Here is a 16669-nt window from a genome sequence, read left to right on the forward strand (position 1 = left end):
TTTAACTTATCACCTATGGTTTTGCCAAAATCAAACATATTAATTTTGTATGTAGTTAGAGTGTCCATGGATTTCCTGTTGCATCTGTATAAAATACTGCTTTTCTATGATCAGCATAATGCCCAGCAAGTCCTGCTTTTTTTATCTCTTCTATAGTTGCGTTTTCCATAAGTTGATATACCATTGTAGCAATTATTTCTACATGGGCCATTTCTTCTGTTCCGTTGACTTAAATGAAGAATTCCCGAAATCTTTTCTTTCAAGACTAGAACCGATTGGGACTACTGTTAAAGAATTATTATCACTATCCCAAACTACGAATTTAACAACACTAGATATAAGTCTTTTTTTATCTTCAAAAGTTTGGGTGAAATCATAGAATTTTTTAAAATTATCATATATATCAAGTATTTCAGAAATATCTTTCTTTATATCAAGGATAGTATCATTTTCTGTTTTTAATTTAATAATATTATCTTCCAATTCTTTGTTTTCTTTACGCAGTTGTCTTATTTCATTCTCATAAGTATCAATCATTTCTTCTTCGTGCGATTTTGCGACCCGCCTTGATAAATTACTAATCATTTCTTTATTTTCAGATATTTTTTTAGTTAACTTATTTATTAAATCATTGTTATTAGTTTTTACAGCAGCTCTTTGCTTAAAATCTAGATAGGTGTTCATAATCTCGTCTTCAGTCATACTCTTAATTCTATTAACAACATAATCTTCAGCATCATATGCATTTAGTGAAGTGTTATCACATCTATTTCCGGCTTTATTCTTCAAATTGCAGGTGTAGTACCTGTATATACTTTCAGTACCATCAATAAGTTTATTAAATTGCTTTCTAGGAGCCATACTAGAACCACAATGCCCACAAATGACCAATCCACTTAAAAGTGCATTTATACTAGTATATTGCCTATTAGATGCTTTTAATTTAATTTCTTCACAAATATCTTGACATTTAATCCAATCCTGGCTGCATATTATTCCAGGATGATCACCTATAGATATTAACCAATCTTCTGTAGGCGCAAAGCTGCCATTTTCTTTTCTTCGATTATAAGGCATTATGCCATTGACACCATTGGCATATTCTCTTCTATAAATTTCACAACCTTCATCTTTAAAGAAATCAAGAATTAAATTATCAGCTATAACATAAACTGGATTATTTATCATTTGCTTAACGAGCTCTCTTGAAAAAACGCGTCCTTTACGGCTGTAAATACCTTGATTTTCTAATGTCAAACTAACTTTTTGAAAACTTTTATATTTTTTAAATAACTCAAATACTAATTTCACTGTTTTAATGTCGTTTTCTTCAATTTGGAGTATATGCTTTTTTCTACTTTTTCCTCTTAAATCATTATTTTCAACTTGAATAGATATATAGCCTAAAGGAGCAGGTCCCCCTAGCCATCTACCAGTTTTACTTAATTCTCTAAGATTGTCTTGTATACGTTCCGCTATGGTTTCTCTTTCAAGTTGTGCAAAGGTAGCAGATATATTCATCATAGCTCTTCCCATTGCAGTAGAAGTATCAAATTGCTCTTTAATACTTACGAAGGAGACATCAAATTTATCTAAAACATTAAGAGTATTAGTGAAGTCTGCAACATTTCTGGAAATTCTATCAAGTCGATAACAGATAAGATGGGTAAAATATTTATTTTTAATATCTCTCATAAGTTTTTGAAATTGAGGCCTGTTTGTATTGCCTCCAGAAAAGCCTTCATCCTCATATACTTCATATTCTGCGATATTTAGAACATTTTGGGCATATTTAATACACATATTAATCTGATTTTCTATAGATTCTCCCTCTTCTGTAAATTTACTTTTACGAGAATAAATTGCAATTTTAGACATCTAATCAACTCCTATTCAAAAAAAGAATTAAAATATATCATTTCTTAAAACTCCAAATCCTGGTTCAAAATAAAGAATTATATTTTCACACTCTTTATACATACTATGTTTGCGTCTATGATACTCAATAGCTTCATCAAAAAACTTATCCGTTAATGTTAAATATTCAGCAACCTCATATCTGTCATTAGCACCATTTTTAATAGCTCTTACTATTTGTTTTAGACTGCAAACTCTTTCAATACTTTCAGCTCTTGCTGCATTTTCTAATTTCTTATTTATTATACTATCTAGGTTTAATATATCTCCTGATGTGGTTTTAAAGTGTCCTATTTCCTCTGACAATATCCAGTATTTTTGCTTTTCGCATAAATTCTTATTTATAAATAATACTTCATTAAGACAATAACCTGACTCACCCTCTAAATCCATTTCAACTACAACAGCGCCAATATTTTCAGCTTCAACAATAAGCTTTTCATATGCAGTCATTAATCCCCCACCTATCTATTTAAAGCTATTTATTATGCATTTCTTTATATTTTGCTTTAATTTTTTCTATATTTCTAGCATTTGCATCATCACTGATATTATCATTATGGGCAGCTAAGATTTCTATTTCAGGTTCTCTATTATTTTTATAAGATTTTCTGCATTTACTTGTTATTTCCGATATTTTAAATTTTATAAATGAATCGGCACTTTTTTGTAAATCAATTATGTCATTCTCAGATATTTCATATTCAGCATCTGTTGTATTTAGAATCAAATAACCTTCAGGATCATATATGATTTCATAACCTAGATTTAGCAGGTATTGTTCTATGAAATAGTTTCTTTTTGTTTCAATTTTAATATCACTTTTATTTTCATCAACAAGTTGAGATAAAGTTAAGCCTAATCCTTTTGAAAGATTAGAAAGAGTTTCAACACTAGGATTGTATCTATTCCTTTCAATATCGGCTAGATAAGATCGTGATATTGAAGCTTTTTTTGCTAAGTCAACTTGAGTCAATTTTTGCATCTTTCTTAGTTCTTTTATTTTGGTTCCTACATCCATTTCAAATACCTCCATGTCGTAATTTCCGACTATTAATATTTACAGTATATAACAATGGTGACGTAAAGGCAATACTAACAAAGTCGTAAATACAAGTAAAAAGGAGCGACATTTAGCAAATGAGAGAAAAAACATGTATTTTACTCCATAAAGGTCGTAAATACTGTTATTTAATTCTTTACTAATTGTCGTTAATACAATACAATAAGGGCATGGTAAATAGAGAGGAGGAATTAATGATGAATGAGAGTTCTAAAAAAAAGATAGGCAATATAATAAAAGAAGCTCGGATCAATAAAAATAAAACACAACAGAATTTGGCTGATGAATGCTATTTGTCTAGAACTTATATTTCTGACATAGAAAGTGGGAGATATTCTCCGAGTGTAGGAACTTTGATTAATATTTTTAACAAATTAAATATCAATTTTAATTTAATTAAAAATGTCGTAAATACAGACATAAATAATGAATGAGTTCATTAGCAAAATTTAGAGCTATTGAATATTATGAATTGTATAATTTCATAAAAGGTGAAGCTATGAATAAAAGAATTGGTAAGAGGAATAAAGAACCCATTAATGTAATCATGTGCCCAATAGAAGATAGAGAGGCCTATATTAAAAGTCTAGGAGCGGTAATGCTGGATATATCTGAAAAACAATTAGGAGAAGATGGATTAGCATTAGTTATGGAAGAATTAAAAATAAAATTAGGTAAATAACAAATGAATAGTAGGCTAGTAGATAGCCTTATGTAATATGTCATTACATAAATATTTAATAGTTGAGTCTTAACAAACCACACTAGTTAAAGGCTAATGGTGAGGGATTGGAACAGAAAAATAAATTTAAGGAGGTTTAAATATGGATAATTATACAGTATACCTATTAGATCAAATTCAATTGTATAGAAGTGATACGGAAGCAAATCCAGAGGAAAAAGACATTAATGAAGCTGTAGCAGCTGAATTAATGAGAGCTTTGGTACAATATCAAAATCATGTATTAGTTGGAGGTAAAAAATGTGAATAAATTAATGCCATTAGAATTTAAAAATCAAAGGATTATTATGACTAAGATTTTAGCTGAAGAATTTGGAACCGAAGATAAAATAATCAGCAACAACTTCAATAGAAATATAGACAGATTTATTGAGGGAAAACATTATTACAAGCTAGAGGGTGCAGTGCTAAAGGATTTTAAAACGAATCATCTGAATGATGAACCGTCAATGTTAAGAATAAATTGCCTATATCTTTGGACAGATAGAGGGGCAGCAAGACATGCAAAAATTCTTGATACAGATGAAGCGTGGGAAGTTTATGAAGCTTTAGAAGAAAATTATTTTAATCCTAAACAGACGTTAAATACTTCCGAATTATCACCAGAACTTCAAATGTTTAATAAAATGTTTCAAGCATTAGCCAATAGTGAGTTAGAACAAAAGAAAATGAAAGAAGATATTGAAGAAACAAAGGAAAAGTTAAAAGGAATTAAAGAAGTAGTTGCTCTTAATTCTACAGATTGGAAAAATGACTCTAAAAACTTAATAGTGAAAATAGCACATAGACTTGGTGGTAATCAATTTATACAGGATGTGTACAAGGAAATTTACACTGACTTGGAGAGAAGAGCCAGTTGTCAATTAGAAATAAGACTCACTAATAAGCGTAGAAGAATGGCAGAGGAAGGTATTTGTAAATCAAAGAGAGACAAGCTAAATAAGTTAGACATCATAGGCGAAGAGAAAAAGATTTTAGAATGTTTCCTAGCTATAGTAAAAGAACTTGCAATTAAATATGGAGTGTAGGAGGACTAAGATATGGTTTATAAATTTTTAAGATGGCTTAAAGCAAATGTTACAGAAGAACAGTTCAAGGATATATTAGCAGCAACAGTTCAAGATATTAAATTCAATAGAATTGGATTTGGTAAGACTACAGGACCTAAGAAATTTATTGATATATGTACAAGCTGTGCAAACCTAATTTTAAAAATAGACAAAGAAAAAAGCCAAAGGACACCGACCAAAGTAGTCCAAATGGCATAACAAAATAATCAAGTTTATTATATCACAAAATGAGGTGATTACAATTAAAAATATAGCATTAATTAAATTTCCAAGAGGAAGCTTTGACCAGGAATATTCGTACTTTACCGATATGGACGATTTAGTTGAAGGTGACATATTAGTTGTTCCGACTAGCAACTCCTACAGTATAGGTATATTTAGCAGGTATTCTAAAAGTAAAATTCATATGGAGAAAGCTGAGAAATGGATTGTTAAAAATATTAATCCAGATATTAAAGCCTTTGAAGAAAAGATGTTCTTAGGAGGTTTTGATTAATGGGTTATGGCACAAAGATAAAAATGGAAATGAATAATTGCTCGTTCCTATATGGCGGTACGGATGGTATTTGTCCTTACCATACAAGAAGTTGCAATAAGCCTTGTGACAAGTATTCACCAGTTGGGGATTCATCAAAAGAAATATTTCATGACTGGAACAATGGGATAGAAAAATTAAAAATTGAATTAAGGCTTAAATATTTTGGTACTACTGAAAAGTTAGATCCTAAATTAAAAGAGAAGCAAGAACCTAAAGAAGAAAAATTTGATGTAGATGATTTCTTAGGAGAATGACATAAGAATTAAAAAATTAATTAAATTTGGAGGAATTATATTATGAAGATGAATGTGGAATTTGAATCGAGAGAAGAATTATTAAGTTTTGTGGGAATGTTTGGAGCTGCTAAAGAGATTGTGGCTAGCCAAGGACAAGTGGTGCCAGTCGAAGAACCTAAGGAAGATGTTAAGCCTGTAACTGAAAAGACTAAAAAGAATAAAGCTGAAACTAAAAAAGAGGAACCACCGAAGGAAGAAATTAAAAAGGATGAGGCACCTAAAGTTGAGGCAGAGGTTACTAGAGTTGACACAGAATCTAAAGAAGCAACCAAAGATGCAGAAGTAACAGAAGATAATAATGAACCAGAAGCTAAGATTACTAAGGAAATGGTAAGGGCATTATGTCAAAAGGCTATAAAAGCAGGTAAGTCAGCAGAAGTTAAAAACATAGTTAGCAATTATGGTGCTGCTAAAATTCCTGATTTAAAAGAAGAATGTTATGCAGATGTATATAAGGATGTGGAGGCGTTGCTATAATGGCTAAACATGCAATATTAAGCGCAAGTTCTTCGCATAGGTGGCTTAACTGTCCACCTAGTGTTGAACTAGAAAAAGGATTTGGAAATAAGACAAGTATATTTGCAGAAGAAGGAACATTAGCACATGAACTTGGTGAATTAAGTCTAAGGTATCAACTCAGAGAAATAACTAAAAGAACTTATGATAGCAAGGTGAAAAAGCTTATATCCAATAATGAGTTATACACAAATGATATGCCAGATTATGTTGAGATTTATACAGATATCTGTATTGAGAAAGTTGCTGTAGCAAAAGCAACAACTCCTGATGCAATAGCTATAGTAGAGCAAAAGTTAGATTTTAGTCAATGGGTTCCAGACGGGTTTGGAACAGGTGACTTTGTAATAATTGCAGATGGAACTATGGAAATATGTGATTTAAAGTATGGCAAGGGTGTTCAAGTATCAGCTATAGATAATTCACAAATGAGACTATACGCATTAGGAGCAATAACAGAATTTAGTTTTCTATATGACATTCAAAATGTAAAAATGACAATTATTCAACCAAGACTTGATTCGATAAGTACCGATGAAATGACAGTTGGAGATTTAATCAAATGGGCGGATGAATATGTGAAGCCAAGAGCAGAACTCGCAATAAAAGGCGAAGGAGAATTTTGTGCAGGAGATCACTGTAAATTTTGTAAAGCTAAAGCAGTATGTAAAGCTAGAGCTGATAAAAATTTAGAAATAGCTAAATATGAATTTACTAATGTTAATTTTTTAAGTGATTCAGAGATATCAGATATTTTGACTATTGCAGATAAAGTTATTGAATGGGTAACAGATGTAAAAAACTTTGCTTTAGAACAAGCATTAAAAGGTGATAACCTTGAGGGATTTAAAGTTGTTGAAGGTAGGAGTAATAGAAAGTGGATAGATGAAAAGAAGGTTGGAGAAATATTACTGGAACAAGGATTTTTAGAAAATATTATATACACTAAAAAGCTTACAGGTATTGCAAATATGGAGACAGCAATAGGTAAGAAAGAAGTTAATAGATTACTTGGTGAATATATTGAGAAACCACCAGGCAAACCAACTCTAGCACCTATAACAGATAAAAGAGAGCCATACAACCCTGCTAAAGCAGACTTTATGGGGTAAGAATTTATATGTATGGTATCTATAATACTTATGCTAAAGCTTTTCAATTTGGAATCTGCGAAGAAACAAAGAACAAAGCACGAAAGAAGCTATTTAAGAAAATAGGCAAAGATGCTTACAAGTGGAGATTTGAAGTAAGAAAAATAAACAATACACATGAAAGTAATAAAAATATATTAAAGAAAAAGGAGAATGAAATTATGAATGTTAAAGCAACAAGAACAGGAACAAAGGTAACTACAGGAAAGGTTAGATTAAGTTATGCACATCTTTTTGAGCCACATGCAATAGAAGGAAATGAACCTAAATACAGTGTATCAGTAATAATTCCAAAGACTGACACTGAAACACTGAAAGCAATTAAGGAAGCTACAGAACAAGCGAAAAAGGATGGAGCTAGTAAGTGGGGAGGAAAAGTACCACCAACACTAAAGACACCTTTAAGAGATGGTGATGCAGAAAGGCCAGATGATGAAGCTTATGCAGGATGCTATTTCTTAAATGCAAATTCAAAGAATAAACCTGGTGTAGTGGATAAGAATGTACAACCAGTATTAGATGCAACAGAAGTTTATTCAGGTTGTTATGGTAGATTAACTCTTAACTTTTATGCTTACAATGCCAATGGAAATAAAGGTGTAGCTGCAGGTCTTGGTAATGTTCAAAAGCTTGAAGATGGTGAACCACTTGGAGGATTTACAAGAGCAGAAGATGATTTTACTGCAGTAGGTTCTGCAGAAGATGATTTCTTAGGTTAAGATTATGGATATTCTAAGCATAGATGTTGAAACATATTGTGACTTAGATATTAAGGATGTGGGTGCTTATAAATATTGTGAGCACCCATCATTTGAAATATTGCTATTTGCATATGCTTTCAATGATGAAACAGTAGAAATTGTAGATTTTAAAAACCGTGAAAATATACCTTTTAGAGTTATAGATGCTCTTGATGATCCTAATGTTATTAAGTCAGCATTCAACGCTAATTTTGAAAGAAATGCAATATCAAATTTTTTTATGCAAACGTGGTGTCCACCAGAGGAATGGCAGTGTAGTATGATTAAAGCTTTAACAATGGGATTACCTGGATCACTTGATATGGTTGGTAAGGCACTTCATTTTGCAGAAGATAAGCAAAAAATGAAGGAAGGTAAAGACTTAATTAAGTACTTTTGTAAGCCATGTAAGCCTACTAAAACTAATGGTCAAAGAACTAGAAATTTACCAGAACATGCACCAGATAAATGGGAAACCTTTAAATTATATTGTAAACAAGACGTTGAAGTTGAAAGAGATATAAGAAATAAGTTAAGTAAATATAAAACTTTAGATAAAGAACAGCAATTATGGGAACTGGACCAACACATTAATGATAGAGGTGTTGGTGTAGATATAGAACTTATTAAAAAAGCTATTAAGTGTGATGAACAATACCAGGAAAGATTAATTAGTGAAGCTAGAGAGTTAACAGGACTATCTAATCCAAATAGTCCAGCTCAATTAAAAGAATGGATAAGTAAAAGAATAGGATATGCAGTTGGCAGCATAAATAAGGATATTATGCCAACATTGATACAAGATGCAGAGACTCAAGGAAAAGATGAAGTAAAAAGAATATTAGAACTAAGGCAGCTTATGGGTAAAACCTCAATTAAGAAATATCAGACGATGCAAGTAGCTAGATGCAAGGATGGTAGAGTAAGAGGATTATTACAGTTTTATGGAGCTAATAGAACAGGAAGATGGGCGGGAAGATTAGTACAAGTTCAAAACCTTCCACAAAACCATTTACCTGACTTAGATGATGCTAGAAAGCTATTAATAAACGGTGACTTTGAACAAATTGAATTTTTATATGATAGCGTTTCAGATACATTAAGTCAGCTCATAAGAACAGCGTTTATTCCAAGGGAAGGAAATAGGTTTATAGTTGCAGATTTTAGTGCTATTGAAGCAAGAGTTATTGCATGGATTGCAGGAGAAGAATGGAGGTTAGAAGTCTTTAAAACACATGGAAAGATATATGAAGCTTCAGCAAGTCAAATGTTTCATGTGCCGATAGAGAGCATTAAAAAGGGTTCTGACTTAAGACAAAAAGGAAAGATAGCAGAGCTTGCACTTGGTTATGGAGGAAGTGTTGGAGCTCTTGCGTCAATGGATAAAGCTAAAAGTATTCCAGAAGAAGAACTTCCAGAACTAGTACAACATTGGAGAAATGCAAACCCTAATATAACTAAGTTTTGGTGGGATTGTGATAAAGCAGCTAAAAAGGCCATTAGAGAAAAAACAACAGTAACACTGCATCATGGGATTAAATTTATATATGATCCAGGAGTCTTATTTATACAATTACCATCAGGAAGAAAGCTAAGCTATATAAGGCCAAAGATTGAACCACATGAGACTTTTAGTGGAGACAAGATAACATATGAAGGTATGGAACAAACAAGTAAGCAATGGACAAGGTTAGATACTTACGGACCAAAACTTGTAGAAAATATTGTTCAAGCTGTTGCAAGAGATTGTTTGGCTGAAGCAATGTTTAAGGTTACTTCATCAGGATATGACATTGTAATGCATGTACACGATGAAATTATTATGGATGTACCTAAAGACAAAGGTAGTGTTGAAGAAATATGCAATATATTCGGAGAATCAATTGAATGGGCAAAAGGCTTACCACTTAGAGCAGATGGTTATGAATGCAGCTATTACATGAAGGATTAAAATGAATATTACTAAAAAGGAATTAACCTTTCAATATTTTAGAGATAATCCGGATGTAGTATGGCAGAGGGAAAGTATTCAACATTATAAGAAATTAGGTATAAGAAAGTCCACATATATAACTTATAAAAGAGAGTATATAGCTATTCTTCAAGTAAAAGAATCAAACATGTTAAAAGTTAGAAATCCAGAATTATATTTTAAAGGTAGACCAAGACAAAAGTTTATATTCAATGACAGTAGGCTATTTAGAAAGTGAGGGATAAAAAATGGATGATCTAGAGTTTTTAGGATTAAATGAGGAACCAGTTGGGATACCAATTAATGATAAATATAGGATAGAAACTGCAGATGTTTTAAATGTTGTAGTTAAAGAGAAATATACTCCAAAGCCTAAAGAAGATGGTGAAATAGTAGAACCTCAGTGGAAAACAATAAGTTATCATCCTAACTTGGAATTAGCATTTAAAAGCATTGTAGACAGAGAAATTAATTTGATTGTAAGTGATGGACTTATGGCAGTAATTAAAAAGTTAGAAGAACTGAAAAATTTCAAGAAAGTTATTACCACCTAAAATGCAGAACAATACTAAGTAATTAAGCAATTGGAGGAATATAGATGAATTATAAAAATAAACGATTAGTTTGCAAATTATTAATTATAGGTATACATGCAAGAAGCCATAGGATCTATAAAAAGCAAATTAAAAGACTTAATCCATTATTAATAGCAGATGGAAAAGAAGAATTAAAAATTAATTTATAAGCGGTTTAAAAATAAGTGTTCAAATAGTTTAATTCATACTACCAATAACAGATGCAAGAAAGGAGGATTATACTTTGGAGTCTATATTGAGTGATAATCCAATAGTAAAAATAAAATATGATGACCAAATAACATTGGCTACTGGAAGAAATAAAACATCAAAGCAATGGAAAAATAAAAATATGCTTTACTCAGCCTTAGTTGAAAAGTTAAGCCATACAACTAGAACACCTGAAACTTATGCAGAATATAAGAAGATGCCAAAGACTGATAGAGATAGAATCAAAGACGTTGGAGGTTTCGTTGGAGGCTCATTAAAAAATGGCCGTAGAAAAGCTGAGAACGTTGCTAATAGAACTCTATTAACACTAGATTTAGATTATGTTAATGGTGATGTATGGTCAAGCGTAGAGCTACTATGGGATTTTTCAGTGGTCATGTATTCAACTCATACTCATGCATCTGATAACCAAAGATTAAGACTTGTGATCCCTTTAAGTAGGCCAGTTCTACCAGATGAATATCAAGCTATAGCTAGAATGATTGCAGATGATTTAGGAATAGATCAGTTTGATGATACAACATATGAACCATGTAGATTAATGTATTGGCCATCAACTTCAAGTGATGGGGAATATGTATTTAAAGTACAAGACTTACCTTGGCTTAATCCAGATGAAATCTTAGAAAGATATACATTTGGCTGGAAGGATGTAAGTTATTGGCCAGAGAGTTCAAGATCTAGAGCAAAATTAAATTCAGCTATTAAGAAACAAGAGGATCCATTAGAAAAGAAAGGTGTTATAGGTGCGTTTTGTAGGACCTACAGTATTAGTGAAGCAATAGAAGAATTTTTAAGTGATGTTTATGCTGCAGGTGCAGATGATACAAGATACACATATTTAGAAGGTTCAACAACTGGTGGAGTTGTAGTTTATGATGATAAATTTAGCTTTTCACATCATGGTACAGATCCAACCTCAGGTATTTTGTGTAATGCATTTGATCTAATAAGGATCCATAGGTTTGGCGAATTAGATGATAACGCAAAGGAAGATACCCCAGCAAATAGATTACCTTCATTTACTAAAATGACAGAGTTTGCAGCTAATGATAAAAAGGTTAAGGAAACTATAGGCAGAGAACGTATGGAAAAGGCACAAGAGGACTTTGATGTTATTGTGCCTGATGAAGAAATGAGTACAGAATGGCTTGATAGCCTTACTTATACTTTAAATGGTAAACTTGCAAGCACAATAAGCAATTTTTCTTTAATAATTGAGAATGAACCGTTACTTAAAGGAAAGATTGCTTACAATGAATTTTCAAATAGAGCTGTAGTTGTAGGTAAACTCCCATGGAGAAATAAAAATAATAATGAAGATTGGAATGACACTGATGATTCTGGACTTAGGGAGTTTGTAGAAAAATATTATCATATTTCAAGTACTGCAAAATGTGCTGATGCATTAGCTTTAAGTTTTGAAAAACATTCATTCCATCCTATCAAAGATTATTTAAATGGTCTTATATGGGATGGTGAAAAGAGAATTGACAAGTTATTTATAGATTATCTCGGGGCTGAAGATAACAATTATGTAAGAATAGTAACAAGAAAAGTATTAACTGCAGCAGTTGCAAGAGTATTTAAACCAGGTATTAAGTTTGATAATATGCTTATTTTAAGTGGTAAACAGGGAGTAGGTAAAAGTACTATTATTAAAAAATTAGGTCAGGATTGGTACAGCGATAGTTTAACAACCGTAAATGGTAAAGAGGCTTATGAACAATTACAAGGAGTTTGGATTCTAGAAATGGCTGAAATGATGGCAACTAAAAAGGCCGATATCGAAGCAACAAAACATTTCTTAAGTAAGACTGAGGATATATATAGAGTTGCTTATGGAAGACGTACAAGCAGATTTCCACGACAATGTATATTTATTGGGACTAGTAATGAACGTGAGTTTTTAAGGGATAAAACAGGTAATAGAAGATTTTGGCCAGTTGATATTGCTATAAATAAACCTAATAGAAATGTATTTGAAGATCTAACAGAATATGAGATTGGTCAAATATGGGCTGAAGCTTTAGAGCTATTCAATAATGGAGAAACTTTGTACCTTAATTATGAAGAAGAAAAAGAAGCTAAAAAGCAGCAGGAAGCTCATTCAGAAGAAAGTGCAAAAGCAGGTCTTATTGAAGAATATTTAAATAAGCCTATTACAGAGAACTGGTATAACCTAGGTATAGCAGAGAAGAGAAATTATATACATGGTGGAGATTTTGGAGAAGCCCAAGAAGGTACAATTACTAGAACTAAAACTTGTGTAATGGAAATATGGTGTGAACTATTCAATGGGGATCCTAAGATGCTTACACCAATTACATCAAGAGAAATAAATGATATATTAAAAGGCATTGATGGGTGGAAGTCTTATGATGGTCGATTAAGATTTGGGAAGACTTATGGAACCCAAAGAGCTTTTGTGAGGGAATAAAGATGGAAGAAAGCAGAATTGAAAATTATCTAAAAAAGCAAGTAGAAAAAGTAGGCGGTAAGGCTTATAAGTGGAATCCAACTGGAGTAATAGGAGTACCAGATAGAATGGTGCTCTTACCTGGTGGAAAAGTAATATTTGTAGAACTTAAAGCACCAGGTAAAAGAGCTAGAAAAATTCAAGAGTATAGAGCCAGACAACTTAAAAATTTAGGCTTTCAAGTTGAATGCTTGGATGCAGTTGAAAAAGTCGATTTGCTTATAAAAAAAATTTGTATAAATTACTAGCCTATGTTTCCTAGTGTGACAGCAATTACCTGATCATAAAATATATTAATAAGATCAATATTGCTTGTTATAGAACCAGATATTATTGAAGCATCTTTCAGTGTGAAAAATCCATCATTACCAGGTATTGGTTTATCGTCAGCAATATCTATTTTTTTTCTGTAAGCATTCAAGATGCCGTCGTTGAGGCCTTTCATAGCTTTAGCTTTAATGTCAGATTCGTTATCAGATAACGGTTTACCAGTAATAATTCCATAGGCAGTAACTACAATTATTGAATTGTCAGCGAAAATTTCAGTAGAAGGCATTGAACAATAACTGCTAATAGTAGCTTTTTTTAATGAAATATCATCCACGTATATTTCCCCCCTTAAGTTTTTTGGTTCAGTTAATAACTGATATGTTAATTATAGAATAGAATGAAAATATATACAATTGAATGTAGAAAAAAGGTGAATATAAAATGAAATTTAAACCTTGGGATTATCAAAAATATGCAATCAACCATGTAATAGATCATAATGCTGCAGGCTTATTTCTAGACATGGGTATGGGGAAGACTGTCAGCTCATTAACTGCAATAGATAATTTATTATTCTTAGGTGATACAAATAAAGTTCTTGTTATAGCTCCAAAAAGAGTTGCAGAAGATACATGGTCAACAGAAGTGGAAAAGTGGGACCACTTAAAAAATTTAAGAATATCAATTATCTTGGGAACTCCAAAACAAAGGGATGAGGCAGTTAGAAAAGATGCGGATATTTATTTTACCAGTAGAGACAATGTAGTTTGGTTAGTTGATAATTATTTTAAAACTTGGAAGTGGGACACATGCATAATAGATGAATTAAGTTCTTTTAAATCAAGTAAGGCTAAGAGATTTAGAGCCTTAAAGAAAGTGAGGCCATATTTTAAAAGGATTATAGGACTTACTGGAACACCTGCACCAAATTCATTAATAGATTTATGGCCGCAACTATATTTACTTGATGGTGGACAAAGGTTAGGCAGAACAATTACGGGTTATAGAGAGCAATACTTTGTTCCAGGTGATAGAAATCAGCACATAGTTTATAACTGGAATCTTAAAGAAGGTGCGGAAGATGCAATCCATAATAAAATATCTGATATATGTATTTCAATGATGGCTAAGGATTATTTAGATTTACCTGAAAGAATTGATAATAAGATTTATGTAGATTTACCTAAGAGTGCTAAGGCGAAATATAAAGAGCTTGAAAAAGACTTAATAATTCAACTGGATGGTGAAGATATAACAGCAACTAATGCTGCAGTATTAACAGGTAAATTGCTTCAAATAGCTAATGGCGCAATTTATTCAGAAGATCATGAAGTAGTAGAGATTCATGAACAAAAGCTAAATGCATTACTAGATATTATTGAAGCAGCAAATGGTAAACCAGTTTTAGTATTCTACTCATTTAAACATGACTTATCTAGGATTATGAAAACATTGAAGGATAGTAAACTCAAAGGTCAAGCATTAGAAGGTCAAGAGGATATTAAGAAATGGAATAATGGAGAAATATCAATTCTTTTATTACATCCTGCATCAGCTGGTCATGGTCTTAATCTTCAGTATGGTGGAAATATTGTTGTGTGGTTTGGACTTCCTTGGAGCTTAGAGCTTTATCAACAAGCCAACGCCAGATTGCACAGACAAGGTCAAAAGGAGACAGTTATTATTCATCATATTATAGCTAAAAATACAGTAGATGAAGATGTAATAAAAGCATTAAGTAGTAAAGAAATTAATCAAAATGTACTTTTAGAAGCAGTAAAAGCACGATTAAAAATAACAAGTGTACAATGTGAACAAAAATAATTAAGCTTTTGAAATTAATGCAATTAGGCTGAAAAGGTGTGTACAAGATTAATTTTTACAGTTTATACCAATGTGTACAACGTGAACTGAATTCTTTGCTTTGTTCACATACTTTGTTCACGCAATAAACGTCATAACCATAATGGTTTGAAAGCTACTGTGTACAATGTGAACATAAATATATTATATATTATTATTTATATAAATAGGCATATATGTATACGCGCGCGTACGCCTAATACGCGTATACGTATATATAGAGAAAATGTGTTAACATTGTACACATCTTAAAAAGCAGATAGGCTTGGAATGAAAAAAATGAATGTGAAGGTGGGGAAATGTAGGAATGAAATTATTGATGCATGTTTTGAGGAAAAACGATAGATTGAAAATAGATAATACAGCATTGTCACTTAATCAAATAGCAGCTAAATTGACTGAGGAGTATAGCGAGGTTATTGAAGCTTTAGAAAATTATGAAACTAATAAAACACAAGTTAACCTAAAAGAGATCATAAGAGAAACCTTTGATTTAATTCAGATGTGCATTTTGATTTTATGGCGTTGCCATAGAAAAGCTTTGAATATTGATGAACCTTTATTGATTAAAGATATTAACATTGAACATAAAGACAAACTAATAAGTGAAAGACAGTGGACCATAGAAACAGGAATCGAAATTGATGTAAAGGAGTAGGTGTATATATGGATTATAAAAGAGAGGCAGTCGAATATTTAAAGAACTATGACAAATTAAAATCAGCATTAGATAATCTAAAGGATGAGATATTAGAGCTTAAGGTTGATATAAAATCTATAAAAGCAATCCCATATTCAGATATGCCAAAAGGAAGTAGTTGCATTAATGCTGATGATGAATTAGTTAATAAAATGTTTAGATTAGGTAGAGCTGAGAGTGAATATAAATCAACACTTAAGACAGTAAACAGAATAGATAAAGTGCTTAATAATTTTGAGAATAATAATAAAACTTATCACAAAGTATTAAAAGGATATTTCATTGATCAATATACAGAAGAGCAATTGATGAAAGACTTTAACTATTCGGATAGACACATAAGGCGGTTAAAGCAAGAAGCTCTAAGAGCATTTGCTATTGAGGTATTTGGTATCAAGGTTATAGGAGCATAGACTTAAATGTCCGTTTTATGTCCTAGAATTTGACAAGGTATATGATATAATTGAGTTATAACGATAATAAAACGAAAGAGGAATTTAAGCCCTCCTAATTACATGATTATAAATAAATCAGTAGAAACAAAAA

The 16669-nt window shown here is 31.5% G+C and carries 23 protein-coding genes and 1 pseudogene; 19 read left to right on the plus strand and 5 right to left on the minus strand.

Translation table 11 applies throughout. The features are described 5' to 3' along the window. Window positions 1–61: 61 nt before the first annotated feature. The 4 genes and pseudogenes from L3B96_RS04260 to L3B96_RS04275 all read right to left on the minus strand — a co-directional run. Window positions 62–223: pseudogene (locus L3B96_RS04260) on the minus strand (manganese catalase family protein); the annotation flags it as partial. Beyond that, entirely contained in the window at window positions 199–1878 is a 1680-nt protein-coding gene (locus L3B96_RS04265) for a recombinase family protein (protein WP_238858943.1), read from the minus strand. The pseudogene L3B96_RS04260 and the gene L3B96_RS04265, both read right to left, overlap by 25 nt. Before the next feature lie 27 nt (window positions 1879–1905). Beyond that, window positions 1906–2370: an ImmA/IrrE family metallo-endopeptidase gene (locus L3B96_RS04270; protein ID WP_238858944.1), complete on the minus strand. Its 465-nt coding sequence runs from the start codon at window positions 2368–2370 to the stop codon at window positions 1906–1908. Between the two features lie 25 nt (window positions 2371–2395). Continuing rightward, window positions 2396–2938, minus strand: a complete 543-nt coding sequence (locus L3B96_RS04275; RefSeq protein ID WP_238858945.1) for a helix-turn-helix transcriptional regulator — start codon at window positions 2936–2938, stop codon at window positions 2396–2398. A gap of 236 nt (window positions 2939–3174) precedes the next feature. Here L3B96_RS04275 and L3B96_RS04280 point away from each other — a divergent pair, with 236 nt between their 5' ends. From L3B96_RS04280 to L3B96_RS04355, 16 genes are all read left to right on the plus strand, one after another. Then, window positions 3175–3414 carry a helix-turn-helix transcriptional regulator gene (locus L3B96_RS04280; protein ID WP_041896191.1) on the plus strand — a complete coding sequence of 80 codons (240 nt, stop codon included), beginning with the start codon at window positions 3175–3177 and terminating at the stop codon, window positions 3412–3414. Next, window positions 3411–3662, plus strand: a complete 252-nt coding sequence (locus L3B96_RS04285; RefSeq protein WP_041896193.1) for a hypothetical protein — start codon at window positions 3411–3413, stop codon at window positions 3660–3662. Before L3B96_RS04280 ends, L3B96_RS04285 begins: the two co-directional genes overlap by 4 nt. A 142-nt stretch (window positions 3663–3804) precedes the next feature. Next, complete coding sequence (locus L3B96_RS04290; protein WP_238858946.1) at window positions 3805–3972, plus strand: hypothetical protein; 168 nt, start codon at window positions 3805–3807, stop codon at window positions 3970–3972. Then, window positions 3965–4750 (plus strand): ORF6N domain-containing protein, encoded by a 786-nt coding sequence (locus L3B96_RS04295; RefSeq protein ID WP_238858947.1) that lies wholly within the window; start codon window positions 3965–3967, stop codon window positions 4748–4750. Before L3B96_RS04290 ends, L3B96_RS04295 begins: the two co-directional genes overlap by 8 nt. 12 nt (window positions 4751–4762) lie before the next feature. Beyond that, window positions 4763–4990 carry a hypothetical protein gene (locus L3B96_RS04300; RefSeq protein WP_238858948.1) on the plus strand — a complete coding sequence of 76 codons (228 nt, stop codon included), beginning with the start codon at window positions 4763–4765 and terminating at the stop codon, window positions 4988–4990. A 34-nt stretch (window positions 4991–5024) separates the two neighbouring features. Next, window positions 5025–5288 (plus strand): hypothetical protein, encoded by a 264-nt coding sequence (locus tag L3B96_RS04305; RefSeq protein ID WP_238858949.1) that lies wholly within the window; start codon window positions 5025–5027, stop codon window positions 5286–5288. Further along, the gene (locus L3B96_RS04310) at window positions 5288–5584 is read left to right on the plus strand and encodes a hypothetical protein (protein ID WP_238858950.1); all 297 of its coding nucleotides are present in this window, start codon (window positions 5288–5290) and stop codon (window positions 5582–5584) included. Before L3B96_RS04305 ends, L3B96_RS04310 begins: the two co-directional genes overlap by 1 nt. A gap of 42 nt (window positions 5585–5626) precedes the next feature. Next, window positions 5627–6103, plus strand: coding sequence for a hypothetical protein (locus tag L3B96_RS04315; RefSeq protein ID WP_238858951.1), 477 nt, complete (start codon window positions 5627–5629; stop codon window positions 6101–6103). Beyond that, window positions 6103–7254 (plus strand): DUF2800 domain-containing protein, encoded by a 1152-nt coding sequence (locus L3B96_RS04320; protein WP_238858952.1) that lies wholly within the window; start codon window positions 6103–6105, stop codon window positions 7252–7254. The genes L3B96_RS04315 and L3B96_RS04320 overlap by 1 nt, the downstream gene beginning before the upstream one ends. 200 nt (window positions 7255–7454) lie before the next feature. After that, the gene (locus tag L3B96_RS04325; RefSeq protein WP_238859189.1) at window positions 7455–8012 is read left to right on the plus strand and encodes a DUF2815 family protein; all 558 of its coding nucleotides are present in this window, start codon (window positions 7455–7457) and stop codon (window positions 8010–8012) included. Window positions 8013–8016: 4 nt separating this feature from the next. Continuing rightward, window positions 8017–9984: a DNA polymerase gene (locus tag L3B96_RS04330; RefSeq protein ID WP_238858953.1), complete on the plus strand. Its 1968-nt coding sequence runs from the start codon at window positions 8017–8019 to the stop codon at window positions 9982–9984. Window position 9985: 1 nt separating this feature from the next. Continuing rightward, window positions 9986–10243, plus strand: coding sequence for a hypothetical protein (locus tag L3B96_RS04335; protein WP_238858954.1), 258 nt, complete (start codon window positions 9986–9988; stop codon window positions 10241–10243). 10 nt (window positions 10244–10253) lie between these two features. After that, window positions 10254–10559 carry a hypothetical protein gene (locus L3B96_RS04340; RefSeq protein ID WP_238858955.1) on the plus strand — a complete coding sequence of 102 codons (306 nt, stop codon included), beginning with the start codon at window positions 10254–10256 and terminating at the stop codon, window positions 10557–10559. A gap of 44 nt (window positions 10560–10603) precedes the next feature. Further along, window positions 10604–10750 carry a hypothetical protein gene (locus L3B96_RS04345; protein WP_170816451.1) on the plus strand — a complete coding sequence of 49 codons (147 nt, stop codon included), beginning with the start codon at window positions 10604–10606 and terminating at the stop codon, window positions 10748–10750. 74 nt (window positions 10751–10824) lie between these two features. After that, window positions 10825–13251, plus strand: coding sequence for a virulence-associated E family protein (locus L3B96_RS04350; RefSeq protein ID WP_275297092.1), 2427 nt, complete (start codon window positions 10825–10827; stop codon window positions 13249–13251). 2 nt (window positions 13252–13253) lie between these two features. Beyond that, window positions 13254–13538: a VRR-NUC domain-containing protein gene (locus tag L3B96_RS04355; RefSeq protein ID WP_238858956.1), complete on the plus strand. Its 285-nt coding sequence runs from the start codon at window positions 13254–13256 to the stop codon at window positions 13536–13538. On the opposite strand, the gene L3B96_RS04360 is transcribed toward L3B96_RS04355, so the two are convergent. Beyond that, entirely contained in the window at window positions 13535–13894 is a 360-nt protein-coding gene (locus tag L3B96_RS04360; RefSeq protein WP_238858957.1) for a hypothetical protein, read from the minus strand. The two genes, L3B96_RS04355 and L3B96_RS04360, sit on opposite strands and share 4 nt — an antisense overlap. A gap of 107 nt (window positions 13895–14001) precedes the next feature. Between L3B96_RS04360 and L3B96_RS04365 the strand changes: the two genes are divergently transcribed. From L3B96_RS04365 to L3B96_RS04375, 3 genes are all read left to right on the plus strand, one after another. Continuing rightward, window positions 14002–15384, plus strand: a complete 1383-nt coding sequence (locus L3B96_RS04365; protein WP_238858958.1) for a DEAD/DEAH box helicase — start codon at window positions 14002–14004, stop codon at window positions 15382–15384. Window positions 15385–15730: 346 nt separating this feature from the next. Next, complete coding sequence (locus tag L3B96_RS04370; RefSeq protein WP_238858959.1) at window positions 15731–16081, plus strand: hypothetical protein; 351 nt, start codon at window positions 15731–15733, stop codon at window positions 16079–16081. Window positions 16082–16089: 8 nt separating this feature from the next. Then, entirely contained in the window at window positions 16090–16536 is a 447-nt protein-coding gene (locus L3B96_RS04375; RefSeq protein WP_238858960.1) for a hypothetical protein, read from the plus strand. The last annotated feature ends 133 nt before the right edge of the window (window positions 16537–16669 follow it).

Source organism: Clostridium sp. YIM B02569, from assembly GCF_022320765.1.
Taxonomy (GTDB): domain Bacteria; phylum Bacillota; class Clostridia; order Clostridiales; family Clostridiaceae; genus Clostridium; species Clostridium beijerinckii.